Annotated in this window: 23 protein-coding genes and 1 tRNA gene; 15 read left to right on the top strand and 9 right to left on the bottom strand. The window is 66.4% G+C overall.

Annotation, left to right across the window (positions count from 1 at the left end; genetic code table 11):
- Together JO236_RS05295 and JO236_RS05290 are read left to right on the top strand one after the other, a co-directional pair.
- On the top strand, positions 1–850 hold an 850-nt coding region (locus JO236_RS05295; RefSeq protein ID WP_293325733.1), incomplete at its 5' end, for an acyl-CoA dehydrogenase family protein.
- Positions 851–1,045: 195 nt separating this feature from the next.
- Complete coding sequence (locus JO236_RS05290; protein WP_293325731.1) at positions 1,046–1,351, top strand: GNAT family N-acetyltransferase; 306 nt, start codon at positions 1,046–1,048, stop codon at positions 1,349–1,351.
- Between the two features lie 14 nt (positions 1,352–1,365).
- On the opposite strand, the gene JO236_RS05285 is transcribed toward JO236_RS05290, so the two are convergent.
- The 3 genes from JO236_RS05285 to JO236_RS05275 all read right to left on the bottom strand — a co-directional run bounded on the left by JO236_RS05285 (position 1,366) and on the right by JO236_RS05275 (position 5,387).
- Positions 1,366–2,865: a PPE family protein gene (locus tag JO236_RS05285; RefSeq protein WP_293325728.1), complete on the bottom strand. Its 1,500-nt coding sequence runs from the start codon at positions 2,863–2,865 to the stop codon at positions 1,366–1,368.
- A 197-nt stretch (positions 2,866–3,062) separates the two neighbouring features.
- The gene (locus JO236_RS05280) at positions 3,063–3,602 is read right to left on the bottom strand and encodes a hypothetical protein (RefSeq protein ID WP_293325726.1); all 540 of its coding nucleotides are present in this window, start codon (positions 3,600–3,602) and stop codon (positions 3,063–3,065) included.
- 453 nt (positions 3,603–4,055) lie between these two features.
- Complete coding sequence (locus JO236_RS05275) at positions 4,056–5,387, bottom strand: ammonium transporter (RefSeq protein ID WP_293325723.1); 1,332 nt, start codon at positions 5,385–5,387, stop codon at positions 4,056–4,058.
- 90 nt (positions 5,388–5,477) lie between these two features.
- On the opposite strand from JO236_RS05275, the gene JO236_RS05270 reads away from it, so the two are divergent.
- The 3 genes from JO236_RS05270 to JO236_RS05260 all read left to right on the top strand — a co-directional run bounded on the left by JO236_RS05270 (position 5,478) and on the right by JO236_RS05260 (position 7,257).
- Complete coding sequence (locus tag JO236_RS05270; protein ID WP_293325721.1) at positions 5,478–5,645, top strand: hypothetical protein; 168 nt, start codon at positions 5,478–5,480, stop codon at positions 5,643–5,645.
- 195 nt (positions 5,646–5,840) lie between these two features.
- Positions 5,841–7,058, top strand: a complete 1,218-nt coding sequence (locus tag JO236_RS05265; protein WP_293325718.1) for an ATP-binding protein — start codon at positions 5,841–5,843, stop codon at positions 7,056–7,058.
- 1 nt (position 7,059) lies between these two features.
- Positions 7,060–7,257, top strand: a complete 198-nt coding sequence (locus JO236_RS05260) for a hypothetical protein (RefSeq protein ID WP_293325716.1) — start codon at positions 7,060–7,062, stop codon at positions 7,255–7,257.
- Between the two features lie 47 nt (positions 7,258–7,304).
- Here JO236_RS05260 and JO236_RS05255 read toward each other — a convergent pair.
- Positions 7,305–7,387: transfer RNA gene (locus JO236_RS05255), tRNA-Leu, on the bottom strand.
- Between the two features lie 210 nt (positions 7,388–7,597).
- On the opposite strand from JO236_RS05255, the gene JO236_RS05250 reads away from it, so the two are divergent.
- The 7 genes from JO236_RS05250 (at position 7,598) to pknB (ending at position 17,457) form a co-directional block, all read left to right on the top strand.
- On the top strand, positions 7,598–9,271 hold the full coding sequence (locus JO236_RS05250; protein WP_293325713.1) for a DUF3662 and FHA domain-containing protein: 1,674 nt from the start codon (positions 7,598–7,600) through the stop codon (positions 9,269–9,271).
- 92 nt (positions 9,272–9,363) lie between these two features.
- Positions 9,364–9,831 carry an FHA domain-containing protein FhaB gene (locus tag JO236_RS05245; protein ID WP_293325711.1) on the top strand — a complete coding sequence of 156 codons (468 nt, stop codon included), beginning with the start codon at positions 9,364–9,366 and terminating at the stop codon, positions 9,829–9,831.
- Entirely contained in the window at positions 9,828–11,312 is a 1,485-nt protein-coding gene (locus JO236_RS05240; RefSeq protein WP_293325708.1) for a PP2C family protein-serine/threonine phosphatase, read from the top strand. The genes JO236_RS05245 and JO236_RS05240 overlap by 4 nt, the downstream gene beginning before the upstream one ends.
- Positions 11,309–12,718: an FtsW/RodA/SpoVE family cell cycle protein gene (locus JO236_RS05235; RefSeq protein WP_293325735.1), complete on the top strand. Its 1,410-nt coding sequence runs from the start codon at positions 11,309–11,311 to the stop codon at positions 12,716–12,718. The genes JO236_RS05240 and JO236_RS05235 overlap by 4 nt, the downstream gene beginning before the upstream one ends.
- On the top strand, positions 12,715–14,193 hold the full coding sequence (gene pbpA / locus JO236_RS05230) for a D,D-transpeptidase PbpA (protein WP_293325706.1): 1,479 nt from the start codon (positions 12,715–12,717) through the stop codon (positions 14,191–14,193). Before JO236_RS05235 ends, pbpA begins: the two co-directional genes overlap by 4 nt.
- 73 nt (positions 14,194–14,266) lie before the next feature.
- Positions 14,267–15,580 carry a serine/threonine-protein kinase gene (locus JO236_RS05225; protein WP_293325703.1) on the top strand — a complete coding sequence of 438 codons (1,314 nt, stop codon included), beginning with the start codon at positions 14,267–14,269 and terminating at the stop codon, positions 15,578–15,580.
- Positions 15,577–17,457: a Stk1 family PASTA domain-containing Ser/Thr kinase gene (pknB, locus tag JO236_RS05220; protein WP_293325699.1), complete on the top strand. Its 1,881-nt coding sequence runs from the start codon at positions 15,577–15,579 to the stop codon at positions 17,455–17,457. The genes JO236_RS05225 and pknB overlap by 4 nt, the downstream gene beginning before the upstream one ends.
- On the opposite strand, the gene JO236_RS05215 is transcribed toward pknB, so the two are convergent.
- Together JO236_RS05215 and JO236_RS05210 are read right to left on the bottom strand one after the other, a co-directional pair.
- The gene (locus JO236_RS05215; RefSeq protein WP_293325697.1) at positions 17,435–18,118 is read right to left on the bottom strand and encodes an aminodeoxychorismate/anthranilate synthase component II; all 684 of its coding nucleotides are present in this window, start codon (positions 18,116–18,118) and stop codon (positions 17,435–17,437) included. The two genes, pknB and JO236_RS05215, sit on opposite strands and share 23 nt — an antisense overlap.
- 17 nt (positions 18,119–18,135) lie before the next feature.
- Entirely contained in the window at positions 18,136–18,879 is a 744-nt protein-coding gene (locus JO236_RS05210; RefSeq protein WP_293325693.1) for a DUF881 domain-containing protein, read from the bottom strand.
- A 134-nt stretch (positions 18,880–19,013) separates the two neighbouring features.
- Here JO236_RS05210 and crgA point away from each other — a divergent pair, with 134 nt between their 5' ends.
- The gene (gene crgA, locus JO236_RS05205) at positions 19,014–19,295 is read left to right on the top strand and encodes a cell division protein CrgA (RefSeq protein WP_293325690.1); all 282 of its coding nucleotides are present in this window, start codon (positions 19,014–19,016) and stop codon (positions 19,293–19,295) included.
- 155 nt (positions 19,296–19,450) lie between these two features.
- Complete coding sequence (locus tag JO236_RS05200; protein WP_293325686.1) at positions 19,451–19,876, top strand: PH domain-containing protein; 426 nt, start codon at positions 19,451–19,453, stop codon at positions 19,874–19,876.
- A 129-nt stretch (positions 19,877–20,005) separates the two neighbouring features.
- Here JO236_RS05200 and JO236_RS05195 read toward each other — a convergent pair whose 3' ends face one another.
- Positions 20,006–20,554, bottom strand: a complete 549-nt coding sequence (locus JO236_RS05195; RefSeq protein ID WP_293325683.1) for a peptidylprolyl isomerase — start codon at positions 20,552–20,554, stop codon at positions 20,006–20,008.
- 97 nt (positions 20,555–20,651) lie between these two features.
- On the opposite strand from JO236_RS05195, the gene cwsA reads away from it, so the two are divergent.
- Positions 20,652–21,074: a cell wall synthesis protein CwsA gene (cwsA, locus tag JO236_RS05190; RefSeq protein ID WP_293325680.1), complete on the top strand. Its 423-nt coding sequence runs from the start codon at positions 20,652–20,654 to the stop codon at positions 21,072–21,074.
- A 6-nt stretch (positions 21,075–21,080) separates the two neighbouring features.
- On the opposite strand, the gene JO236_RS05185 is transcribed toward cwsA, so the two are convergent.
- Positions 21,081–21,686 carry a class I SAM-dependent methyltransferase gene (locus JO236_RS05185; protein WP_293325677.1) on the bottom strand — a complete coding sequence of 202 codons (606 nt, stop codon included), beginning with the start codon at positions 21,684–21,686 and terminating at the stop codon, positions 21,081–21,083.
- A 203-nt stretch (positions 21,687–21,889) separates the two neighbouring features.
- Positions 21,890–22,071 (bottom strand): hypothetical protein (locus tag JO236_RS05180; protein ID WP_293325674.1); only part of this gene is annotated, 182 nt, incomplete at its 5' end.

Raw genomic sequence — 22,071 nt, 5'->3', positions numbered from 1 at the left:
ACTCGGCCACCGCGGCCAGGCGCTGTTCGTCGTGCCCGGCGGCGCGTCCGGGCTGGAACTGGTGCGCAAGCTCGACAAGTTGGGTTGCCGTGCCTCACACACTGCCGAGCTGCGCTTCGACGGGGTGCGGGTCCCGGCGGCCAATCTGCTGGGGGGACAAGAAAAGCTCGACCACAAGCTCGCGAAGGCCCGCGAGGTGGTTGCCGGCGGGAAACGCTCCGGTTCGGCGACACTGGGCACCTTCGAGCAGACCCGCCCGATGGTGGCGGCCCAAGCGATCGGGATCGCCCGCGCGGCGCTGGAGTACGCGACGGCCTACGCGACCGAGCGAGAAGCGTTCGGCGGACCCATCATCGACAATCAGGGCATCTCATTCCCGTTGGCGGACTTGGCAACTCAGATCGACGCGGCTCGGCTACTGACCTGGCGCGCCTCCTGGATGGCCGCCAACTCAGTCCCGTTCGAACGGGGAGAGGGCTCGATGTCGAAGCTCGCTGCGAGCGAGGCCGCGGTCAGGGCGACCGAACGCGCCATCCAGACCATGGGCGGCTGGGGCTATATCACCGACCATCCCGTCGAAAAGTGGTATCGAGATGCCAAGTTGTACACCATCTTTGAGGGCACCAGTGAGATTCAGCGGATGGTTATCGCCAACGCGCTGGGCGCGGCGGTCGACACCCCGCCGCTGCATGTGGTACTCGAACCGTCGGGTGGCCCCTTGAATCGGGTGTTCGGTCGTGGGACTCCGCTGCGATCCAGGACTGCCGACGCCGCGTTGTCGATGCGGGATCGGATACCCGAGCCCTTGATGCGGATCGCCATGAAGGTCCTGCGACCACCCGGTAGGTAAGGCGTAGCGTGGCACGGTGAGCAATCTGAAGACCTCGCCGACCGAAGTTGCCCGTGGTGCGTCGCGGGGCGTGAGTCTCGTCGATACCGAAGTGCTGAGTCCTCGTGCGGTTTCGCCGCTGCCCACCACCCGTCTGCTACCCAGGCCGGCGCCAGATCGGTCCCCGTAGCGATCCCCGTCGACAAAGGAGCACACATGACTGCCGACAAGACCGGCGCGGAAGCGACCGTCACGGCGCACAAAGGTAGGTACAGCATCGCCGTTGGAGGCAAAACCGTCGGCCACGCCGATTTCGTCGACCGCGGCAATCAGCGCGTTTTCCGCCACACCGAGATCGATCCGGACTTCGGCGGACGCGGCCTGGCGACCATCCTGATCGAGGAGGCCTTAGACGCAACGCGCGCCGACGGTAGGCGCATCGTCCCGGTGTGCTCGATGGTCGCCACAGTGCTCAAGAAACATCCCGAGTTCGACGACATCACCGACGACGTCGAGCGGTAGGCCGCAGCCCGGACCTAACGGTCGGCGCCCCAGGTGGTGGGCAGCATCGGCCGGGTCGGGCCACCGCCGAATGCGTCTGCGGGCAGCGTGATCAGTCCGCTCGCGTCGACGTCCCGCTTCTCCGCGGTCCCGCCGAAGCCCATCACACCCGCGCCCGCGCTTGACGCGGCCACGAAGGGTTCCGCCCCGGCGTTCGACTCGGGACCGTCGTCGTAGTCCATGAATTCGTCGGCGTACTGGTGCTCCGGGAGCGTGGCCTTGCGTCGACGGCGGGACCGTCGCTTCTCCCGCGCGGACACCCCCACGGCGGCGGCGGGGACACCGACCGCCGGCGCCTTGACGCCGCCCCTGCCGCCCAACGTGGGCGTGAAACCCTCGTCGGGGTCGAAGCCACCGACGGCGTAGGCCAGGGCCGTGGCCGGAGCGGCGGGTGCGGCCGGCGCCGGTGCCGTTCCCGCGCTCCCCGCCGCCGACGCGACGGACGCACCGACCGGACTCGCCACCGTGGTGGGCGCCAGGCCCACGACCGGCCACGTCGACGGGTGGGCGGCTTGCGCGAAGGGCACCAGCCCAGTCCCTGCCGCCGCGGCCGCGGCCGGAGCTTGGGCCAGGAACTGCTGAGCAGCCCCTAGCACGATGCCGAGCGTCATCCCCAGCAGCGGGTCCAGCAGTAGCTGGGGATAGGTGAGCGATGCTCCGACCCAGCTGAAAGCCTGGTAGGCAACGGCGAACAGGAACGGCCCATACACCACCAGCGCCTCTTGCGGGTTGGTCAGGAAAAGGGTGATCAGCTTGACCGTGTTTCCCACGGGGTCCTGCAGAAAGCTGGTGATCGGCGCGTAGATCTGCTGAACGAGGTTGCTGTAACCCTGCAGAAACTCGGTGATGAGGTCGACGAGGTTCAGTTGGCTGCCCGAGTCGGCGGCGGGTGCCGCGGCGGTCACCTGATTGGCGGCGGCGGCGTCGGTGGCGTCGGACTTGAGCACCATCGGTGCGACCGCGGTGGCCGGGACGCCGCTGGTTGCCGCGTTGCTCAAGGTCTCATAGGTGCTCATCGTGGTGGCGGCCTGTATCCACATGCGGACGTAGTCGGCCTCGTTGACCGCGATCGGGATTGTGTTGATGCCGAAGAAGTTCGTGGCGACGAGCACACCATGCACAACGTGGTTGGCCGCCAGCTCAGCCAACGTCGGCATCGCCGCCAGCGCCGTTGTGTACGCGGTTGCGGCTGCCTCATGCTGGGCGGCTGTGGCGGCGCTCTTGCCACTGGCCTGCGCAAGCCAAGCGAGGAAGGGCGCGTGCGCGCCGACGTACTCCTCAGCGCTCGGGCCCTGCCACACGCCGGCCTGCACCGCGCTTAGCACGCTGGCGAGGTCGGCCGCCGTGGATGCGTACTCGGAGCTCAACGACTGCCAGGCCGCCGCGGCGGCCAACAACGATTCCGGACCTGGGCCACTGACCAGCAGCGCGGAATGCACCTCGGGCGGCAAGGCCATCCACACGGGGCCCGTCATGAGCGCCCAGGACTTTTACATAGCGTCTTCAGCAGGATCCCTCCCCATGCGCATCCCCGCATTTGGGCGCTGGCGGGTCCACCAGGACTAGGCCGACGTGCCACCGGCACCACGCGGCGCGGCGCATTAGCTTAGGGTAGCCTAATGCCCATCGCGTGGCGCCGTCACCGCCGAAAGATGCGGGTGCTGCTCACCCGTTAAGCGCGGCCGACCTTTGACTTGTCGGCGCCCCGCGCGGCGGAGCGGGTAGTGGTCGCAATGGCGGCCTGGATCTGCAGAACGAGACGGGTATCGATGCCCCAAGGCCACTCCACGCCCACCCGCTCATCCAAATCCCATAGGACACACTGCTCGCCGGGCCGCGCGACCAGCGACCACGCGATGACCGTCCTGCGCAGTTGCTCGTCCGCCGGATCGCCGGCTCCCGGGATGTCCAGGGGTGCGCCGCCCTCCGGGTGGTGGTGCAGGAAGGTGCCGTAAGCGCGTTCGCAGAACGCCGAATACAGAGCGGTGCACAGGATCAGGCCGTGCCATGCCTCGTCGACAGCGCGAGACGGCATGCCGATGACCTGGTAGTCCGCAGACGCCGGTGCGCAACAGCGAAGCCACTGGCGCAGACCGGTCTCCACGAGGGTCCGCGGCTGCCACGGACACGTCTTGAAGACGGCTGCGGGAAGTTCCAGCTCGGCCACCGCGGCGCTTGCTCTGTCGTATCGATCCTCCCGCCGGCGCCGCACCTGTCCACTCTATGCAGCGAGCTCAACCCGCGTACCCTTTGCGCATGAACGGTGCCGGTGCCGGTGTCTGGTTTGTCGTCATCCTGCTCGTGGTGTTCGTCTCTGTCGCATTTGTGCTGTTCCGAAGAAAAGCCGCACGCGCCCGCGCGCGCGGACACGCGCGACGGGGTGGCCGGGGTCGGGGCGGGCACGACAACAACATCTGGACTGCCGGCTCCGCGGGCGCCGACGGCGGGCACAGCGGGCATCACGGCGGGCACGGGCATCACGGGCACAGCGGCTGCAGTGCCGGGAGCAGCTGTAGCGGAGGGAGCGGGTGCGGCGGGGGAAGCAGTGGTTGCGGCGGTGGAAGCGGATGCGGGGGCGGCGGCTGCGGCGGTGGCGGCGGGAATTAGCCTCGGCGACAACAGGTTCCGAGACCGCACCCTTGTTACACCGCGTCAGTGGCGGGTTTCAGTCCTCGTCGTAACCCGGGCCGGGCCGGAACACCTCCTGCTCACCCAGCAACGGGCGGTGCAACTGCTGGTGTCCTAAGACGCCCTCGGTGTAGGCCGTCTCGGCGTGCTGGGTGAGGTCGACACCGCTCACCTCGTCCTCGCGGCTGACTCGGAAACCCATGAAACGCTCGATCAGCATGGCCAGCACATAGCTCACGACGAAGGCGTAGAGACCCACCACCACCATCGCCAGAGCCTGCTTGCCGAGTTGGCCCAGTCCGCCACCGTAGAAAAGCCCCTGCGGGCCGCGGGTCATCACCGCCGTGGCGAGCAGCCCGATTAACAACACACCGACGACTCCGCCGACGAAGTGCACGCCCAACACGTCGAGGGAGTCGTCGTAGTTGAGCTTGAACTTCAGCCCGATCGCGAACGAGCACACGATTCCCGCCGCCAGCCCGACGACAGCGGCGCCGAAGGTGCTCACAGTCCCGCACGACGGAGTGATCGCCACCAAGCCGGCGACCACTCCGGAGGCGGCACCGAAAGTGGTGGGCTTGCCGTCGCGGATCTGCTCCACCGAAAGCCATCCGAGCATGCCCAGGCACCCCGCGACCAAGGTGTTGAGGAAGATCGCCGCTGCGAATCCGTTGGCGGCCAACGCCGAACCGGCGTTGAAACCGAACCAGCCGAACCACAGCAGCCCGACCCCGAGGAGCACAAACGGCAGGTTGTGCGGCCGCATGGCCTCCACCTTGAAGCCGATGCGCGGGCCGAGCACCAGCGCCAGCGCGAGCGCCGAGGAGCCCGAGACGATCTCAACGACCAGTCCACCTGCGTAGTCGAGCACCCCCATCTTGGACAACCAACCGGTGGGCGCCCATACCCAGTGCGCGACAACGCAATACACGGCCAGCGACCAGAAGGGCACGAACACTATCCAGGCCGAGAACTTGGCGCGGTCGGCAATGGCGCCGCTGACCAGGGCGGCGGTGATGATCGCGAATGTCAGCTGAAAGGTGGCGTACAGCAGTTCGGGAACCGATCCGTGCAGGGTCTGAGGTCCGATTCCACGCATCCCGGCGTGCGCCAGTCCCCCCACCAGCCCGTCCGCCAACCCACCCGTGCCATCGCCGGAGAACGCCAGGCTGTAACCGGCCAGCAGCCATGCCACCGTGACCAGGGGTATGGAAATGAAGCTCATCATGATCATGTTGAGCACGCCGGTGGTGCGCACCATGCCGCCGTAGAAAATGGCCAGCCCGGGCGTCATCAGCAACACCAGGGCGGTGCTGGCCAGTAGCCAGGCGGTGGCGGCGGGATCGATGTCCAACTGTGCGGCTCCCATCGTTAGTCGGCGCGCTGTTCCGGTTAGACGGTAAACGGCTTCGCCACGCGCGAACCGCTGGCATCCTCGGATCGATTCCGCAGTCGCAGCATGATCGGCGCTACCAGCGAACTCCTCGAGGAGGTCGGCGTATTGGCGCATGTTGTGGGCCTGGCGCCGGCGAGTGACTTGGTCGGTCAGGTCGCGACGGTTGAGGTCGAGGACGTAGGCCTGCTGTGCGTCGTGGACGGCCTCGTCCCAGGCCTGTTGGCGGCGTAGCAGGTCGGCCTCGCGCAGTAGCCAAAAAACTGGGACTGACCTCTGGGTTTGTCCAAGCAACTGTCATAGTTCATCGCCATTCGTCGAGACGGAAACGTACCCGTCTGCGTACTCACGATGGAGCACCGGGGCCGCTCCGTCTTGTTAGTCTAAGTAGGTTTTATCTAAAACTAATAAGATGCTATAAAGCTTGTAATGGATCCGCACTCCAACCCATACACACCCAACGCGGGCGCTAAGCCGCCCCTGATGGTTGGTCGGGACGACCAGCTCGCCTCGTTCGATCTCTTGCTAGCGCGGCTTGAACGCGGACGCACGGAGCAATCGATGATCATCACCGGCTTACGCGGAGTTGGCAAGACGGTGTTGCTGGGCCAGTTCAACAAGAAGGCTGACGCCCGTAACTGGGCCACCATCGAGATCGAAGTAAGCAAGCATGACAATGACGACTTCCGTCGCCAGCTTGCCCGAGGCTTTCGATCAGCTCTTTTGCAGATGTCGCCTAAGGCACGCTGGGGTGACCGGGCGCGCCGACTAGCCGCGGTGATCAAATCGTTTACGGTCGCCATTGATCCGGACGGAAGGATCACAGCCGGCCTGGACACCGGTGCGGCAGAAGGGGTCGCCGACTCTGGCGATCTTTCCACCGACTTGACTGAACTCCTTGTGGCCGTGGGTGAGGCGGCTGCCGACCACCAGACCGGCGTCGTTCTATTGCTTGACGAGATTCAGTTTCTGCGCCGTGAACAACTGGAAGCTGTGGTCGCTGCGATACATAAGACTGTGCAACGAGAGCTTCCAATCACGTTGGTAGGCGCAGGTTTGCCCCAGATCGCCGAACTGGCCGGAGAGGCAAAGTCCTACGCCGAACGGCTTTTCAAGTTTCCTGACATCGGGGTGCTTTCCGAGGAAGACGCCCGTGCGGCGTTGTCTCAACCTGCGGCCGCAGAGGGTGTCAACTTCGAAGGTGCGGCGCTGCAACTTGCAGGTGAAGTGACGGGGCGATATCCCTACTTCCTCCAGGAACTCGGTTATGCGGTCTGGCCTTTGGCTTCCAACAACCAAATCACACGCAGGGATGTCGAGCAGGCCAGGCTTGTGTATGAGGACAAGCTCGACGGCAGCTTTTTCCGAGTGCGGCTGGATCGTGCCACAGAACTGGAACAGGCGTATCTCAGGGCCATGGCTGAACTTGGTCCTGAGCCGCAGCTCGCCAGCGCGGTCGCCCGTCTCCTCGACCGAACATCGGAGCAGTGCGGTCCAACTCGATCCGGACTGATCGAGAAGGGCCTTCTTTATACGCCTAATCACGGGTATGCCGCATTCACCGTCCCTCACTTCGATCAGTTCATGCGTCGGTCGGTACCCACCCTGTCGGTGCCGCCGGTCAGGCAACGACGCAAGCGATCCTGACATGGTTGCAGCCATCGCCGCCGCCCACACCCTCGACCAAGGAGGAACTCCGCGCGCCCAGATCGCCCGCACCCTGGGCACCGTCACCGTGGTCAGCAAAACCCACCACCGCCTCCTCAGTAGCCACCACATCGACCCCGACCGCAACTACTGGCGCAACCAAAGCAAAAACCCCGGCCGATGGCCGGGGAATCTGTAACCGATGACGCGACTCATGTGTACCCATGACTCGACTCATCACAACTGTGGGCGAAGGGGGACTTGAACCCCCACGTCCCGAAGGACACTGGCACCTGAAGCCAGCGCGTCTGCCATTCCGCCACTCGCCCGAAACAACCGGAGGACCCTACCACTGTAATAGCTGCCCGTCCCAAATTGCCGCCGGGACCTCGGCCCAGCGAAGCGCCGCGATTCTCACGATTCTCACGCTGCCCCAGCGCCGCGGTGTCCCGATACCATGCTTGGTTAGCAGGACACGCGGGCGAGCCGTTTGCTTGCGCCGGCGATATACCAGGGCATAGTGAGGCGAGCGCTGAAAGATGGGTAGCCAGAAAGGACTGGTTCAGCGCATCGAGCGCAGACTCGAGGTGACCGTTGGCGATGCGTTTGCCCGGATGTTCGGGGGGTCGATCGTCCCGCAAGAGGTGGAAGCCATGCTGCGCCGCGAAGCGGCCGACGGCGTCAGGTCGCTGCGGGGGAATCGCCTTTTGGCACCCAACGAGTACTTCATTACCCTCGGTGTGCACGACTTCGAGAACTTGGGGGCCGACCCGGAACTCACGTCGAGCGCTTTTGCTCGGTACTTGTCGGACTATATCCAAGAACAGGGGTGGCAAACGTATGGTGATGTGGTCGTTCGGTTCGAGCAGTCATCGAACCTGCACACCGGTCAGTTCCGCGCCCGCGGTGCTGTCAACCCCGACGTCGAGCCCCGCCCGACAGTCACCGATTCCGCCCGGCCACAATTCAATCACGCGTTTGGCGCAGAACCAGGAGTACCACCGATGACTGACAATCCGAGCTACCGCGGTCAGGGGCAGGGGCGGCCTGACGAGTACTACGACGATCGATACCCGCGCCCGCAAGAAGGTGGCCAGGATCCGCAAGGGGGGCCAGATCCCCGCGGGGGCTATCCGCCGGAGCCGGGCGGTTACCCGCCTCAGCATGGCTACCCGCCGCCCCGCCATCAGGAGCAGGGCGGTTATCAGGACCAAGGCGGCTACCCCGGCCAGGGCGGCTACCCCGACCAGGGCGGCTATCCCAGGCACGGCGGCTACCCCGAGCAGGGTGGTTACCCGGAGCAGGGCGGCTACCCCAGCCAGGGCGGCTACCCCAGCCAGGGGGGCTACCCCAGCCAGGGTGGTTACCCGGAGCAGGGTGGCTACCCCAGCCAGGGCGGCTACCCCGACCAGGGCGGCTACCAAGCGCCGTCGTATGAACAACGTCCCCCCGCGCCGGCTGGCCCGGCCCAGGGTTACGGCCCCCAGGGCGGGCAAGGCGCGCAAGGGTATGACCCGGGCTACCAACAGCAGGGCGGCGGCTACGGCGCTCCTCCCGGTGGGCAGCCCGGCTACGGCGGTTACGGCGACTACGGGCGCGGCCCGGCCCGTCAGGACGAAGGCGGTTACGCTCCGCCCGCCGCACCTGAGCCGCAGCGTCCCACGTACCCCGATCAAGGCGGGTACGACCAGGGTTATCAGCAAGGCGGCGGATACGGCCAGCAAGACTACGGCGCCGGCGACTACACCCAGTACGCCGAATCGCCTCCCGCCGGCGGGTACGGCGCCGGGTACGCGGAGCCCGGCCGCGAGTACGACTATGGACAATCGGGAGCCCAGTCGGCAGGCCAAGCGAGTGCGCCCGACTACGGCCAGCCGGCCGGCGGTGGCTACGGCGGTTACGCGCAAGGCGGGTATGGATCCCCGGGGACGGCCGTGACCCTTCAGCTCGACGACGGCAGCGGCCGAACCTACCAGCTGCGCGAGGGCTCAAACATCGTCGGACGTGGGCAAGACGCTCAGTTCCGGTTGCCCGACACGGGTGTTTCCCGACGTCACCTCGAGATCCGCTGGGACGGACAAGCCGCGTTACTCTCCGACCTCAACTCCACAAACGGCACCACCGTCAACAACTCACCGGTACAAGAGTGGCAGTTGGCCGACGGCGACGTAATCCGCTTGGGTCACTCCGAGATCATCGTCCGCATCCACTGAACGCCCGGTCAAAGCCGCCACGCTGCGCCCCGTGACGACCACCGTCCAAGTATCGTGACGTTGCTGATGAGCCAGGACGGAAAGGACGCCAGATGCAGGGACTAGTACTGCAGCTGACGCGTGCGGGGTTCTTGATGTTGTTGTGGGTGTTCATCTGGTCCGTGCTGCGGATCTTGAAAACCGATATCTACGCGCCGACCGGCGCCGTCATGGTGCGTCGCGGCCTGGCGCTACGCGGCACGCTGCTGCCGTCGCGCCAGCGCCGGCACGCGGCGCGCTACCTGGTGGTGACGGAGGGCGCCCTGTCGGGTGCGCGCATCACCCTAAGCGGACAACCCGTGCTGATCGGACGCGCTGACGATTCCACCCTGGTGCTGACCGACGATTACGCCTCGACGCGCCACGCGCGGCTGTCTCAGCGCGGTTCGGAATGGTACGTCGAGGACCTAGGATCGACCAACGGCACATACCTGGACAGGGCGAAGGTGACGACTGCGGTACGAGTTCCGCTCGGTACGCCGGTCCGGATCGGCAAAACGGCGATTGAGCTGCGCCCGTGAGCCTAGTCCTGCGCTACGCCGCCCGCAGCGACCGCGGCTTGGTGCGCGCCAACAATGAAGATTCGGTCTACGCCGGCGCACGGTTGCTGGCACTGGCCGACGGCATGGGCGGCCACGCAGCCGGCGAGGTGGCGTCGCAGTTGGTGATCGCTGCGTTGGCGCACCTCGATGACGACGAACCCGGTGGCGACCTGCTGGGCAAGCTAGATATGGCGGTGCGTGCCGGCAACTCGGCCATCGCCGCGCAGGTCGAGATGGAGCCCGACCTCGAGGGCATGGGGACGACACTCACCGCAATCCTGTTCGCGGGCAACCGACTTGGGTTGGTGCACATCGGTGACTCGCGCGGCTATCTGTTGCGCGACGGCGAGTTGACCCAGATCACCAAGGACGACACCTTCGTCCAGACCCTGGTGGACGAGGGCCGGATCACCGCCGAGGAAGCGCACAGTCACCCCCAGCGCTCGCTGATCATGCGGGCGCTGACCGGACACGAGGTCGAGCCCACACTCACCATGCGCGAAGCCCGCTCCGGTGATCGCTACCTCCTCTGCTCGGACGGGCTGTCCGACCCGGTAAGCGACGAAACCATCCTTGAAGCTTTGCAGATTCCCGACGTTGCCGAAAGTGCTTACCGCCTAATCGAACTCGCCCTGCGCGGTGGCGGACCCGACAACGTGACCGTCGTCGTCGCCGACGTCGTCGACTATGACTATGGCCAGACCCAGCCGATTCTCGCCGGGGCCGTATCGGGCGACGACGACCAATTCACCACCGTGCCCAACACCGCCGCCGGCCGGGCCTCGGCCATCGGTGCCCGCAAGGGGGTCGCCAAACGCGTTTCGCCGCAAGAAGATCCGCCGCCACGGCGCCGGTGGTCGCGGCGGCGGATGGCTATCGTGTTCGCGGTAGTGGTGCTGTTGGTGCTTGCGGGCTTGGCCGTCGCGTGGACGGTCATCCGGAACAACTACTACGTCGCCGAATACCACGGCAAGGTATCCATAATGCGGGGGATTCAGGGATCGCTGCTGGGGTGGCAGCTACAAAACCCCGTTTACGTGGGCTGCCTGGAGTCCAACAACGACCTGCGCATCATTACCTACGACCAATCCCGCGGACAACCCGGCTGCCATCTGCTGCAGCCGTCGGACCTGCACGCTCCCGAACGCGCACAGCTTGCGACGGGCCTGCCGTCCGGCAGCCTGGACGAGGCGCAGGCGCAGTTGAAGAAGTTGACGGCCCACCCTCTGCAGCCATGCACTTCCACTACTCCCGCACCCACGACCGCTACCGCGCCGCCAGAACCCAGCGCGACATCGCCCACGCCGACAACAACGCCCACCACTACCACCGGGGGGCCGCCCAGCACCACCACAAGCCCGACAACCACCTCGCCGACCCCCACCACGGCCTCGCCGACGACGACCACGCACCCGGCCGCGCCGCAACAACCCGGCGTCGACTGCCGCGCCACGCCATGACGACACAACTGCAGCCGCCGGTAACGGTGACCCCGCCGTTGCCTACTCGGCGCAATTCCGAACTGCTGCTGTTGTTCTTCGCGGCCGTGATCACCGTCGCGGCGTTGGTCATCGTCGAGGCGAACCAGGAGCGCGGGTTGCGCTGGGCGCTGGCCGGCTACGGGCTCGCCTTCCTGAGCCTATTCGGATGTGCACATCTGGCCATCCGGCGCTTCGCACCGTTCACCGACCCCCTGCTGCTGCCAATAGTGGCGCTGCTCAACGGACTTGGGCTGGTAATGATCCACCGGCTCGACCTCGCCAACAACGACGTGCGCGGGCATCATCACCCCAGCGCGACTCAGCAGATGCTGTGGACCCTCGTCGGCGTGACGGCGTTCGCGCTCGTGGTGACCTTTCTCAAGGACCACCGTCAGCTCGCGCGGTACGGCTACATCTGCGGACTAACGGGTCTGGTTTTTTTGGCGGTACCCGCCGTGCTGCCGGCGTCGCTGTCCGAGCAGAACGGAGCCAAGATCTGGATTCGCTTGCAGGGGTTCTCAATTCAGCCCGCGGAGTTTTCCAAGATTCTGCTGCTGATCTTTTTCTCGGCGGTGTTGGTGGCCAAACGTGGCTTGTTCACCAGCGCGGGCAAGCACCTCAGGGGCATGACCCTGCCCAGGCCCCGCGATCTCGCCCCGCTGCTGGCGGCGTGGGTCATCTCGATCGGTGTGATGGTTTTCGAGAAGGACCTCGGCACGTCATTGTTGCTATACGCGTCTTTTCTGGTGGTGGTCTACCTGGCCACTCAGCGGTTCAGTTGGGTCGTCATCGGCCTGGTGCTGTTCGCGGCGGGAAGCACCGTGGCGTACTTCGTTTTCGCCCATGTCCGGGTTCGGGTGCAAACGTGGTGGGATCCGTTCGCAGACCCCGACGGCAGCGGCTATCAGATCGTGCAGTCGCTGTTCAGCTTTGCCACCGGTGGCATCTTCGGCACGGGGCTCGGCAACGGTCAGCCGGACACCGTGCCCGAAGCGTCGACCGATTTCATCATCGCCGCGTTCGGTGAGGAGCTTGGACTAGTGGGCTTGGCCGCCCTGCTGATGCTGTACACGATCGTCATCGTGCGTGGACTGCGTACCGCGATCGCGTCGCGCGACAGCTTCGGCAAGCTGCTGGCCGCGGGTCTCGCCTCGACGCTGGCCATTCAGTTGTTCATCGTCGTCGGGGGGGTGACCCAGCTGATTCCGCTTACCGGGTTGACCACGCCGTGGATGTCCTATGGCGGGTCCTCGCTGCTGGCCAACTATGTGCTGCTGGCCATCCTGGTCCGCATCTCGCACAGCGCCCGACGTCCGCTACGCACCCGCGCGCGCGATACGCAGCCGATCGCGGCGGCCGGCACCGAGGTGATCGAGCGGGTATGAACGCCTCTCTCCGCCGGATCTCGGTGACCGTGATGGCGTTGATCGTGCTGTTGTTACTCAACGCCACGATGACGCAGGTGTTTACGGCCGACGGACTGCGCGCCGACCCGCGCAATCAGCGCGTGCTGCTCGACGAGTATTCGCGCCAGCGCGGGCAGATCACCGCGGGCGGGCAGCTGCTGGCTTACTCGGTGGCCACCGACAGCCGCTACCGCTTCCTGCGGGTGTATCCCAACCCTGCGGTGTACGCCCCGATCACCGGTTTCTACTCGCTGCGGTACTCCAGCACAGGGCTGGAACGCGCCGAGGACTCCCTGTTGAACGGGTCCGACGAAAGGCTGTTCGGCCGGCGCCTGGCGGACTTCTTCACCGGCCGCGATCCCCGCGGCGGCAACGTCGTCACCACGATCAATCCGCGAGTCCAGCAGGCGGCCTGGGACGCCATGCAGCAGGGTTGCGGTGGGCAGCCGTGCAAGGGCGCCGTTGTGGCCCTGGAACCCTCGACGGGCAAGATCTTGGCACTGGTGTCGTCACCGTCCTATGACCCGAACTTGCTGTCGTCGCACAATCCCGACGAGCAGGCCCAGGCCTGGCAGCGACTGCGCGACGACCCCACGTCGCCCATGACCAACCGTGCCATCGCCGAGACGTATCCGCCGGGTTCAACGTTCAAGGTGATCACCACCGCGGCGGCCCTGCAGGCGGGGGCGACCGACACCGAACAGTTGACCGCGGCGGCCACGATCACGCTGCCCGACAGCACCGCCACCCTGGAGAACTACGGCGGCACGGCCTGCGGCAGCGATCCCACCGTGTCGCTGAGCCAGGCGTTCGCCCTGTCATGCAACACCGCATTCGTCCAGCTGGGCCTGTCCACCGGCGCCGACGCGCTGCGCGGCATGGCCCGCTCGTTCGGGCTGGACAGCACCCCGAGCGTGATACCACTTCAGGTCGCCGAATCAACTGTGGGACCGATCGCGGACGGTGCCGCGCTGGGGATGTCGAGCATCGGGCAAAAGGACGTCGCGCTGACACCGCTGGAGAACGCCGAGGTGGCCGCGGCCATCGCTAATGCCGGCGTGATGATGCAGCCCTACCTGATCGACAGCCTCAAGGGTCCCGACCTGAGCAACATCAGCACCACGGTCCCGTACCAGCAGCGCCGCGCGGTCTCGCCGCAGGTCGCCGCTAAGCTAACAGAGCTAATGATCGGCGCCGAGAAGGTCGCACAACAGAAAGGGGCGATTCCCGGCGTGCAGATCGCATCCAAGACTGGTACCGCAGAGCATGGCACTGACCCGCGTCACACGCCGCCGCACGCGTGGTACATCGCGTTTGCGCCGGCACAGACGCCGAAGGTCGCGGTAGCGGTGCTCGTGGAGGACGGCGCCGATCGCCTGTCCGCGACCGGAGGTGCGCTGGCCGCACCGATCGGGCGGGCTGTGATCGAAGCGGCGCTGCAAGGGGGACCATGAGCTTCCCGAAGACGACGCGAGTGCGGATCGCAGCGCGGAACGAGCGAGGACCGCAGCGAGCGGGAGGCGAGACATGAGCCCCCGGGTCGGTGTGACGCTGTCTGGCCGGTACCGCCTGCAGCGCCTGATCGCCACCGGCGGCATGGGTCAGGTCTGGGAGGCGGTGGACAACCGGCTGGGCAGGCGCGTCGCGGTGAAGGTGCTCAAAGGCGAGTTCTCCCAGGACCCGGAGTTCATCGAACGGTTCCGTGCCGAAGCCCGCACGACGGCCATGCTCAACCACCCCGGGATCGCCGCCGTCCACGACTACGGCGAAAGCCAGTTGAACGGGGAGGGGCGCACCGCCTATCTGGTGATGGAACTCGTCAACGGCGAACCGTTGAACTCGGTGCTCAAGCGCACCGGCCGGCTGTCGCTACGGCATGCGCTGGACATGCTGGAGCAGACCGGCCGGGCTCTGCAGATTGCCCACGCCGCCGGCCTGGTGCACCGCGACGTCAAACCGGGCAATATCCTGATCACCCCGACGGGCCAGGTGAAGATCACCGACTTCGGCATCGCCAAGGCCGTCGACGCCGCGCCGGTGACCCAGACCGGCATGGTGATGGGCACGGCCCAATACATTGCGCCCGAGCAGGCCCTGGGCCACGACGCGACGCCGGCCAGCGACGTCTACTCGCTGGGAGTCGTTGGCTACGAAGTGGTTTCGGGTAAGCGGCCGTTCACCGGTGACGGTGCCCTGACGGTGGCGATGAAGCACATCAAAGAACCGCCGCCGCCCCTGCCGCCCGAGCTGCCGCCAAATGTGCGCGAACTGATCGAGATAACGCTGGTCAAAAATCCCGGGATGCGCTACCGCAGTGGCGGGCCGTTCGCCGACGCCGTCGCCGCCGTGCGGGCGGGCCGGCGGCCACCCCGGCCCAGTCAGACGCCTCCGGTGGGTCGTGCCGCACCGGCCTCCATACCGGGCGCGCAGACGAGAATCGCCGCCGCCACCACCACTCGGGCCCCCGCGCCCCGCCGCTCCCGGCCCAGCACCGGCGGGCACCGGCCGCCGCCGGCCCGGCGCACTTTCTCGTCGGGTCAGCGCGCCCTGCTTTGGGCCGCCGGAGTGCTCGGTGCGCTGGCGATCATCATCGCCGTGCTCATTGTGATCAACCACAGCGGCGACAACGCGCCGCAACAATCGAACGTCCCCACCGTCAGCCAGACGGATAACCCACCGGCCAGCAAGACGCCCAGCGGCTCTGGGCCGACGCTGCACCTCAATTGGACGAATGACGGGGCAGTGGTCGATTCTGGACAGCAAAGCAGGAGCCCCGAAGCAGCCCGGAGTGTCCCGCCGACGCCGCACCAACCCACGCCGCGACACGAGACCACGCAATGACCACCCCTCAACACCTGTCCGACCGCTACGAGCTAGGCGACATCCTCGGTTTTGGAGGCATGTCCGAAGTTCACCTGGCGCGTGACGTCCGGCTGCACCGCGACGTCGCGGTCAAGGTGCTGCGCGCCGACCTGGCCCGGGACCCCAGCTTCTATCTCCGGTTCCGGCGCGAGGCGCAAAACGCCGCCGCGCTGAACCACCCGGCGATCGTCGCGGTGTACGACACCGGGGAGGCCGAAACGGCCGCCGGCCCGCTGCCCTACATCGTCATGGAGTACGTCAACGGCGTCACCCTGCGCGACATCGTGCACACCGACGGCCCGCTACCGCCAAAGCGCGCCATCGAGATCATCGCCGACGCCTGCCAGGCACTGAACTTCAGCCACCAGAACGGCATCATCCACCGCGACGTCAAGCCGGCCAACATCATGATCAGCACCACCAACGCGGTAAAGGTGATGGACTTCGGCATCGCCCGCGCGATCGCCGATAGTGGCAACAGCGTCACACAGACCGCGGCGGTGATCGGGACCGCGCAGTACCTGTCGCCCGAACAGGCTCGCGGCGACTCAGTCGACGCCCGCTCCGACGTCTACTCGTTGGGCTGTGTGCTCTACGAAATCCTTACCGGCGAGCCACCTTTCACCGGTGACTCACCCGTGGCGGTGGCATATCAGCACGTTCGCGAAGACCCGATTCCGCCGTCGAAACGGCATTCGGGCATCTCCGCCGACCTCGACGCCGTCGTCCTCAAGGCGCTGGCCAAGAATCCGGAGAACCGCTACCAGACCGCGGCCGAGATGCGGGCCGACCTGGTCCGGGTGCACAACGGGGAGCCGCCCGAGGCGCCCAAGGTCTTCACCGACGCCGAACGCAGTTCGCTGCTGTCGTCGTCGGGGCCCTCAGGCCTCGGCGGTCCACGCACCGATCCGTTGCCCCGCCAGGTCCTCGACGACGACCGTGACCGCGGCGGCGCTTCGGTGGGGCGCTGGGCTATCGCGGTGGCCGTGCTCGCGGTGTTGACCATCGCCGTCGTCATCGCCTTCAACACCTTCGGCGGCAGCACGCGCGACGTGCAGGTTCCCGACGTGCGAGGGCAGGCGTCCGCCGACGCGATCGCCGCGCTGCAGAACAAGGGATTCAAGACACGCACCCTGCAAAAGCCCGACTCGACGATCCCACCCGACCACGTGATCGGCACCGACCCCGGCGCCAACGCCTCGGTGGGCGCGGGCGACGTGATCACCATCAACGTGTCCACCGGGCCCGAGCAGCGCGAGGTGCCCGACGTCTCCTCGATGACCTATGCCGACGCGGTCAAGAAGCTGACCAGCGCCGGATTCAAGAACTTCAAGCAGGCGAACTCGCCGTCGACCCCGGACCAGGCGGGCAAGGTGATCGGCACCAACCCGCCGGCCAATCAAACGTCGGCGATCACCAACGTCATCACGATCATCATCGGCACCGGGCCGGAGACTAAGCAGATCCCCGACGTCACGGGCCAGACCGTCGACGTGGCGCAGCGGAACCTCAGCGTCTACGGCTTCACCAAGATCACCCAAACCCCAGTGGACAGCCTGAAACCGGCCGGTGAGGTGATCGGCACGAATCCGGCCAAGGGCCAGACGGTTCCGGTCGACACGGTGATCGAGCTGCAGGTGTCGAAAGGCAACCAATTCATCATGCCCGACCTGTCCGGCATGTTCTGGACCGACGCCGAACCTCGGCTGCGGGCTCTGGGCTGGAATGGCGTGCTGGACAAGGGCCCCGACGTCGATATCGGTGGCGCCCAACACAATCGAGTGGTCTACCAGAGCCCGGCGGCGGGGTCCGGGGTCAACAAGGACGGGGTCATTACGCTGAAGTTCGGTCAGTAGCGGGGATGTGTGGACGGACCGCGGCCGAGACCTCGTTCTCCAGCCGACGCACCAGCGTGTCGTCCCGCGTCCACCCGCAGTAGACGAGCCAGTTCGCCAACATCCGGTGCCCGCCCTCAGTGAGGATCGACTCCGGGTGGAACTGCACACCGTGGATCGGCAATTCGGTGTGGCGTACGCCCATGATCACCCCGCTGCGGGTGCGCGCGGTGGTCTCGAGCACGGCCGGCAACGACTCCGGCAGGATGGTGAGCGAGTGGTACCGCGTCGCCGTAAAGGGATCCGGAAGTCCTTGCAGCACACCGACATCCGAGTGAAACACGCTGCTGGTCTTACCGTGCAGCAATTCCGGTGCGCGGTCCACGGTGGCACCGAACGCCACGCCGATGGCCTGGTGCCCCAAGCAGACCCCCAACAGCGGGGTCCGCGCCGCCGCGCACGCGCGGACCAGACCGATCGACGCGCCCGCGCGCTCCGGTGTGCCCGGCCCCGGGCTGAGTAGCACGCCGTCGAACTCCGCGGCCGCGGCGGCAACGGCGGACTCGCTGGACAAGCGGTGGTCGTCGTTGCGCCACACGTCGACCCCGACACCAAGCTGGCCGAGGTACTGCACCAGGTTGAACACGAAGCTGTCGTAGTTGTCGACGACCAGGATCCGCATCGTGCCAGGCTACCGATTCAGTACCCGACCGGCCCCAACGGCTGCGCGAAATGCATCCGCACCGCCTCGGAGTGGCCGACGATCTGCACGTCGGACTTGACCTCTTCCTCATAGCCAAGCCCGAATCGGATCACGTACTGTCTGTACAACGTCACCAGGGGAGCCGCGCCCAGGGCTGCCTGCATGGCCGGCGCGTTGCCGATCGCGGTGATCTTGTAGGGCGGGCTGTAGGTGCGCCCGTTGAGTAGCAAGGTGTTGCCGACGCAACGTGGCACCGAAGACGCGATGATGCGCTGGTCCTGCATCTGGATGGCCTCTGCGCCGGCGCTCCAGAGCGCATTGAGGACGGCCTGGATGTCTTGCTGGTGGACCACGAGGTCGTCGGGCGACGCGTCGCGCGGGAAACGGCCGTTCGCGTCGCGTTGCGCGTCGTCGAGGCTCACCACCAGGCCGGGTCCGTGCACCGGGTTCACGCCCGCGTCGCCGGCCAGTTCGTCGGCTCGCCTGAGCATGGCCGCCAACGCGGCGTCGGTAGACCGCCCATGGGCCGAGTCGAGCTGCTTGGCCAACGCGTCGCGTTCGGCGCTGAGCCGGTTGACCGAGGACTGCGTCTCACGGACCTGGTCGACGAGGCGTGGGGCGTCGCTGCGGCGGATCTCGGCGCCGCCGGATACCCCGTGCGTCGCGGCCAGGAGCAGCCCGGCCAGCAGGCACACGATGGGCACACCGAAACGCCACGGCGAGCGGCGCGGGTCGATCATCGGTGCTCCACTTCGGCGCTTTCCAGGTCAAGGGGCCCCGTGCGTTAGGCTCTAGGACAAATCGAGCCGCGCTTTGCCCGTTGTTGTCGTTATCGTCGCACCCCGAGTTAGTCCCGAGGTATCACGAGGTAATCATGCCCAAGTCCAAGGTCCGCAAGAAGAACGACTTTACGGTCCGGACGGTGAGCCGCACGCCGATGAAGGTGAAGGCCGGGCCGTCGAGCATGTGGTTTGTTGCCTTTTTTGTCGGGCTGATGCTGATCGGCCTGGTCTGGTTGATGGTGTTCCAATTGGCCGCCGTCGGAAGCCAGGCGCCCCCCGCACTGACTTGGATGGCGCAACTCGGTCCGTGGAACTACGCGATAGCGTTCGCTTTTATGATCACCGGATTGTTGCTCACCATGCGCTGGCACTGAGTATTCACTCAGACGTAATGGATTTATTTTGCTATGGATTATTTACTGAGCCAGCAACCTTCCGACCGGCCAATCACACGCGTGTGATTCATCCCCACTGTTGATAGCACTTGTGGATAACTGGATCAGCAGAGGTGGGAGAGTCGGGTCAGGGCATGCAGCAAACTGAGTGGGGGCCGCCTGCGGCGGCAATGGCTGGTTGCGCCCTCGTTGGTATTTTGATGGCTATCGGAAGTGTGACCCTCGTCACAGACGCGCCGGGTCGCATCCTAACCGGAATTGCCGCACTGGGTCTGATCTTGTTTGCGGGCGTTTCCTGGCGTGCGCGCCCCAAGCTGGCTATTGCCGGGGAAGAGCTGGTGGTCCGGGGGCCATTTCGCACGCAGCTATTGCGGCGCTCCGACATCAAGATCATTCGGCTCACCGAGTTCAGTCGCTACGGCCGCAAGATCCGCATGCTCGACATTGAGCTGGTCGAGGGGGGACTGCTGATTTTCTCCCGTTGGGACCTCGGGACCGATCCCTCGCATGTGCTCGACGCGCTCACCGCAGCCGGTTACGTCGGGCGCAAAAGCCGCTGAGCCAGGGCGCTACCTCCCGCCGCCGAGCGTGCGTGTCGGCGCAGCGACACGCCGTCGTCGCTGGCATTCTGCGCACCTTCGCGGCGGGGCGCGGGCGCGGCGGAGCGCGGCGGGCGCGGCGCGGCGGGGCTAAGCGATCGTGATCGACTCGATTACGACGGGGTCGGTGGGCCGGTCGTTGCCGTCGGTGGCCGTCGTCGCGATTGCCTCGACGACACGCTGCGACTCGGGGTCGGTCACCCCACCGAAGATGGTGTGCTTCCGATTCAGGTGGGGCGTCGGCCCGACGGTGATGAAGAACTGGGAACCGTTGGTGCCCGGGCCGGCGTTGGCCATCGCGAGCAGATAGGGCTTGTCGAATTGCAGCTCGGGGTGAAACTCGTCGGCGAACTTGTAGCCCGGGCCGCCGCGGCCCGTGCCGGTTGGATCGCCGCCCTGGATCATGAAGCCCCGGATCACCCGGTGAAAGACCGCGCCGTCGTAGAAGGGGCCCGACGGGCCACCCGACGCGTTCTGCGTCGAGTACTCCTTGGTGCCCTGCGCCAGACCGACGAAGTTGGCGACGGTCTTGGGCGCGTGGTTGCCGAACAGGGCGACCTTGATGTCGCCGCGGTTGGTGTGCAGTGTGGCGGTGGCAGTCTGAATGGGGCTGTTAGTCACGGGATCACAGTCTGCCACTGCGTGCGAGCCTGCCCGCACCCGGTGCCTGCGCAGGAATCCCAGTGGTGGCAGTCTGTCAGGTATTCGGTGCACAAGCGACAGAGAAAGGCTGCAGATGAGCGCGAAGGCTGAGGCCCGGCTGACCCCCCGGGAACGACTGACCCGCGGCCTGAGGTACTCCGCGGTGGGACCGGTGGATGTCACCCGAGGCATCGTTGGACTGGGAATCCACTCCACGCAGTCGACCGCTTCCGAGCTTCGTCGCCGGTACCGCGAGGGTCAGCTGTCCCGCGAGCTCAGCGCCGCGCAGGAAGCCATCGCCCAGGAGCTGGCCGCCGCGCAGGAGGTGGTCGCAAACCTGCCGCAGGCGCTGCAGGATGCGCGCAAAAAGCGCCGGGGCAAACGGCCGTGGGTGATCGCAGGCGCCGCCGTCGTGGCGCTGGCGGGTGGGGGAGTCGCGTTCAGCGTCGTGCGCCGCTCGTCGCGCCCGGAGCCATCGCCGCGGCCACCCAGCGTGGACGTACAACCGCGCCCCTAGTACCCGCTAATCGCGTTTGGCTGCCACGGCGGCGTTGATGATGACGGCGTGCAGTCGATGCCACTGGGGACGATCGAATCCCGCCTGCCGGAGAAGATTTTGCGCCCGGCCGCGCGTCCTGGCCTTGCCCCGCCGGCCGATTGCCAGCGTGGGGATCAACCAGCGGGAGAACTGATCAACCAGCACCAGATGGCCACCCGGGCGTAGTACGCGCGCGCATTCGACCAGGCCTGCACCTTGGTCAGACCAGTGGTCGAAGGATGTGCTGCTCACGACGAGGTCCATCGACGCGTCGGGGAAGGGCAGCTGCTCGGCGACCCCGGTGCTGAACGTCAGCCGGTTATCGCGGGCGAGGCTCTTAGCGGTCTCGATCATGCTGGGAGCGGCGTCGATCCCGACAAGCTGCTGGGCGCCGGGGTAGTTGGCTGCTAGCGCTCGAAGGAGGTACCCCGTCCCACAACCGACATCGAGAACTTGTTGTGGCGCAGCCACTGTGGACGTTGCCAGCGCCGCGGTGCGCTCGCTGATTGCATGATGCAACCGCCCGCGCCAACCGTGGTCGTACGACATCGCTCGGTCCTCGTACGCGCCGAGGTCACGGTAAGGCTGCATGGCGCTCAATTTTACGAGCCGACGAGGCAGCCGGGTGGCGCCTCGAACACGCCGCCGCCGAGCGCGATGTCCGGGGCAACCGGATCGTGGAACTCCGCACCGCCGTGCGCCGGGCTCGAGGCGAGACGTCTCGCGCGTGCGCCGTTGGGTCGTAGACGGCCTTGGACTCCTCGTCGCTCAGATTGTTCGTGAAGGTAAGCGGGCTAGTTTTTCAGGTTGGCGGCCAAGCCGAATTCCTCTACGAGCGCCCGCGAATCCGCGTCCGAGACCCTGAATTCGGGTTCCTTCTCCTCCTTGGGCGCGCTGCCGCGCCACTGGCGATGACATCGAATCGTCAACGGCTGCAAACCAGGAACGCGCACGACCAGGACAGGCACGTTGTACG

The organism is Mycobacterium sp., from assembly GCF_019247635.1.
GTDB lineage: Bacteria > Actinomycetota > Actinomycetes > Mycobacteriales > Mycobacteriaceae > Mycobacterium.
This window is presented reverse-complemented; position numbering and strand designations above follow the sequence as displayed.

Excerpts from the sequence above, each read along its gene's own strand:
- JO236_RS05290 (WP_293325731.1), top strand. The coding sequence starts at position 1,046 with ATGACTGCCGACAAGACCGGCGCGGAAGCGACCGTCACGGCGCACAAA.
- JO236_RS05285 (WP_293325728.1), bottom strand. The coding sequence starts at position 2,865 with ATGACGGGCCCCGTGTGGATGGCCTTGCCGCCCGAGGTGCATTCCGCG.
- JO236_RS05275 (WP_293325723.1), bottom strand. The coding sequence starts at position 5,387 with ATGGGAGCCGCACAGTTGGACATCGATCCCGCCGCCACCGCCTGGCTA.
- JO236_RS05270 (WP_293325721.1), top strand. The coding sequence starts at position 5,478 with ATGATCGGCGCTACCAGCGAACTCCTCGAGGAGGTCGGCGTATTGGCG.
- JO236_RS05265 (WP_293325718.1), top strand. The coding sequence starts at position 5,841 with ATGGATCCGCACTCCAACCCATACACACCCAACGCGGGCGCTAAGCCG.
- JO236_RS05260 (WP_293325716.1), top strand. The coding sequence starts at position 7,060 with ATGGTTGCAGCCATCGCCGCCGCCCACACCCTCGACCAAGGAGGAACT.
- JO236_RS05250 (WP_293325713.1), top strand. The coding sequence starts at position 7,598 with ATGGGTAGCCAGAAAGGACTGGTTCAGCGCATCGAGCGCAGACTCGAG.
- JO236_RS05245 (WP_293325711.1), top strand. The coding sequence starts at position 9,364 with ATGCAGGGACTAGTACTGCAGCTGACGCGTGCGGGGTTCTTGATGTTG.
- JO236_RS05235 (WP_293325735.1), top strand. The coding sequence starts at position 11,309 with ATGACGACACAACTGCAGCCGCCGGTAACGGTGACCCCGCCGTTGCCT.
- pbpA (WP_293325706.1), top strand. The coding sequence starts at position 12,715 with ATGAACGCCTCTCTCCGCCGGATCTCGGTGACCGTGATGGCGTTGATC.
- JO236_RS05225 (WP_293325703.1), top strand. The coding sequence starts at position 14,267 with ATGAGCCCCCGGGTCGGTGTGACGCTGTCTGGCCGGTACCGCCTGCAG.
- pknB (WP_293325699.1), top strand. The coding sequence starts at position 15,577 with ATGACCACCCCTCAACACCTGTCCGACCGCTACGAGCTAGGCGACATC.
- JO236_RS05215 (WP_293325697.1), bottom strand. The coding sequence starts at position 18,118 with ATGCGGATCCTGGTCGTCGACAACTACGACAGCTTCGTGTTCAACCTG.
- JO236_RS05210 (WP_293325693.1), bottom strand. The coding sequence starts at position 18,879 with ATGATCGACCCGCGCCGCTCGCCGTGGCGTTTCGGTGTGCCCATCGTG.
- crgA (WP_293325690.1), top strand. The coding sequence starts at position 19,014 with ATGCCCAAGTCCAAGGTCCGCAAGAAGAACGACTTTACGGTCCGGACG.
- JO236_RS05200 (WP_293325686.1), top strand. The coding sequence starts at position 19,451 with ATGCAGCAAACTGAGTGGGGGCCGCCTGCGGCGGCAATGGCTGGTTGC.
- cwsA (WP_293325680.1), top strand. The coding sequence starts at position 20,652 with ATGAGCGCGAAGGCTGAGGCCCGGCTGACCCCCCGGGAACGACTGACC.
- JO236_RS05185 (WP_293325677.1), bottom strand. The coding sequence starts at position 21,686 with ATGCAGCCTTACCGTGACCTCGGCGCGTACGAGGACCGAGCGATGTCG.